2 protein-coding genes and 1 pseudogene are annotated in these 2,850 nt (G+C 74.0%); 2 read left to right on the top strand and 1 reads right to left on the bottom strand.

Translation table 11 applies throughout. From position 1 onward, the window contains the following. Both AC13HU_RS35090 and AC13HU_RS35085 read left to right on the top strand, forming a co-directional pair. Window positions 1-207, top strand: a pseudogene (locus AC13HU_RS35090) (hypothetical protein); the annotation flags it as partial. An 85-nt stretch (window positions 208-292) separates the two neighbouring features. After that, a complete protein-coding gene (locus AC13HU_RS35085; RefSeq protein WP_483046043.1) occupies window positions 293-1,342 on the top strand; it encodes an aspartate-semialdehyde dehydrogenase in 1,050 nt (349 codons plus the stop codon). A 72-nt stretch (window positions 1,343-1,414) separates the two neighbouring features. Here AC13HU_RS35085 and AC13HU_RS35080 read toward each other — a convergent pair whose 3' ends face one another. Beyond that, a complete protein-coding gene (locus AC13HU_RS35080) occupies window positions 1,415-2,689 on the bottom strand; it encodes a M14 family zinc carboxypeptidase (protein ID WP_483046042.1) in 1,275 nt (424 codons plus the stop codon). Window positions 2,690-2,850: the final 161 nt, after the last annotated feature.

Raw genomic sequence — 2,850 nt, 5'->3', positions numbered from 1 at the left:
GCCGTCTTCAGCGAGCCGAACCCGACCGTGGTGAAGGCCGTCCTGCACGCCCAGGGCCGCATCCCGACCCCGGACGTACGGCTGCCGCTGCTCCCGGCGAGCCCGTCCGCGCTGGCCGCCGCGCGCACGGCCCTCGCCGCGCTGGAGGGCAGCCCGGGGGGAGCCGTGGCCGCGGCCGCTCCGGGCCCCGGCCGTCTCGCCCCGTGAAATCCCGCCGCGCCCCGCTCCCGGGCCGGGGGATACTCGAAACGGACGGGAACCCCCAGGCAGGCATGATCGGAGAGATACCGCAATGAGGATCGGAATCGTCGGAGCGACCGGACAGGTCGGCGGGGTCGTCCGCAAGGTGCTGGCCGAGCGGAAGTTCCCCGTCACGCAGCTCCGCCTCTTCGCCTCGGCCCGTTCGGCGGGCCGCGCCCTTCCGTGGGAGGGCGGCCCGGACGGCGCGACCGTCACCGTCGAGGACGCGGCGACCGCCGACTACACCGGCCTGGACATCGTCATCTTCTCGGCCGGCGGCAGCACTTCCCGCGCGCTCGCGGAGAAGGTCGCCGCACAGGGCGCCGTCGTGATCGACAACTCCTCCGCGTGGCGCCGCGACCCGGACGTTCCGCTGGTTGTGTCCGAGGTCAACCCGCACGCGATCGCGGACCGCCCGAAGGGCATCATCGCCAACCCGAACTGCACCACGATGGCCGCCATGCCGGTGCTGCGCCCGCTGCACGACGAGGCCGGGCTGGTCGCGCTGGTCGTGGCCACCTACCAGGCCGTCTCCGGCTCGGGCCTGGCCGGCGTGGCCGAACTGCACGGCCAGGCGGTCAAGGTCACCGAGCAGGCGGACCGCCTCGCCTTCGACGGGTCGGCCGTCGAGTTCCCCGCCCCGGCGGTCTACCAGCGGCCCATCGCCTTCAACGTGGTCCCGCTCGCCGGGAACCTCGTGGACGACGGCAGCCTCGAGACCGACGAGGAGCAGAAGCTGCGCAACGAGTCCCGGAAGATCCTGGGGATCCCCGAGCTGAAGGTGTCCGGCACCTGCGTACGGGTCCCGGTCTTCTCCGGCCACTCCCTCCAGATCAACGCCCGCTTCGCCCGCCCGATCAGCGTCGCGCGGGCGTACGAACTGCTCGCCGCCGCGCCCGGGGTGGAGGTCTCCGAGATTCCCACCCCGCTCCAGGCCGCGGGCGCCGACCCCTCCTACGTGGGCCGTATCCGGCAGGACGAGACGGTCGAGAACGGCCTCGCGCTGTTCGTCTCCAACGACAACCTGCGCAAGGGCGCCGCGCTCAACGCGGTGCAGCTCGCGGAGTTGGTGGCGGCGGAACTCGGGGCGGTCACCGTCTGACGTGGGGGCGGCGGTGCGTGGCGGAGCCGGCGCGCGATGGTGGTGGGGCGGCCGGGCCGGTGTCCGGCGCCGTCACCCCGCGGCCACGGCCAGCCGGAAGGCCGCCAGCACCGCTTCCGACTGGACCTGCACTTGCTCGTCGACCGGCACCCAGACCGGGTCGTGGCCGGCGGTCAACTCATTCGCCCAGCGGGTGAGTTGATGCTCGCACGCGAGCCTGACCTCGGCGGTGGCCGGGGCGGGGCGGCCGTCGAGCAGGCGTAGCAGCGTGCCGGCGGCCCGCAACGGAATCCGGCGGGCCGCGATGTCGAGAGCCGCGAGGTGCGCGGCGGTCAGCGGTACCGCGTCCGGGGGCAGCCGCTCCCACTCCGCGGCGACCTGCGGGCAGGCCGCGGCCAGCTCCGCCACGACCCGCAGCAGGTGGGCGCGGTCCGGGGCGGCGGTCGGCAGCACCGCCCGCACCTCCGCGAGCAGCACCTCGACCCGGCGGGCGTGGTTCCGCAACTGCCTGCCGAGCCGGGCCAGTTCGCGAGCCGGCTCCGGATGCGGCGCGGGGTCGGCGACGGTACGGGCCGCCCACATCGGCACCTCGAACAGCGCGGTCATCCCGCCGTATTGGTGCGGCCGGGTCCAGGTCGAGTGGTCGACGTCCGCCGGCAGCCGGTCCGACATGGCCCGCGCGCCGGGCTCGGGCAGCACATAGACGCCGGGCCCCGACACCGTCCAGCGCAGCGCGTCGTAGGTGCCGGTCTGCACCGGCAGGTCGTGCTCGGCCGCCAACTTGCCGAGTGGCTCGGCGAGTCCGGGTATGTCGCGGGTCAACTGGACCCAGCAGCCACCGAGATCGTTGCCGTGCAGCGAGCACTGGAGGACCGGCCGTAGTTCGTCGATCATGTCCAGCAGCACCTGGGACTCCGGGAGTTGGCCGTCCGGCGGCCGGATCGACGGCGCCCATTCGGGCTGTTCGTCGGGCGGCGGGCGGTACGCGTGCCGGAAGTGCGCGGCGGGGGTGCGGCGTATCGGCGGCCCGGCCTCGTGGCGCATCGCGCCGTCCGGGTCCAGGCACAGCAGCAGGTGCCATGTCGCGTCCGCGGCCGCGTGCAACAGCGGGTCGTGCGCGACGCGTTCGGCCAGCCGCAGCGCGGTCGCCGCCCCCACCCGTTCGTCCGAGTGCGGCCCCGCCACCACCAGTACGTTCCGCCGTCCGTGCCCCACGGTCAGTACGTGCAGCGGCCGCCCCGACCTCGACCTGCCGACCACCCGCAACTCGCACAACCCGGGATGAAAACCGGCGAACGCCGCCGCCGTCGCCACCACTCCCGCGACACTCGGATAAGCATCGGCCATCGCCGAAGTCACGCTCCGCCGGTCGTCGTCGCCACGGGATCTCCTCGCTGTCCAAGTCAACGGTCCCACCGCGAAATTGATGGGGCAACGACCTGGGATGCGATAGGGAGTGGGCTCGCGCCGCCCTGCGACTCCGCCTCCGGCGTGGGAGGGGCCCCCAC

This window comes from Streptomyces sp. NH27 (assembly GCF_056859195.1).
Note: the sequence above shows the minus strand (reverse complement) of the source record. Positions and strands in the feature narration are given on the sequence as shown.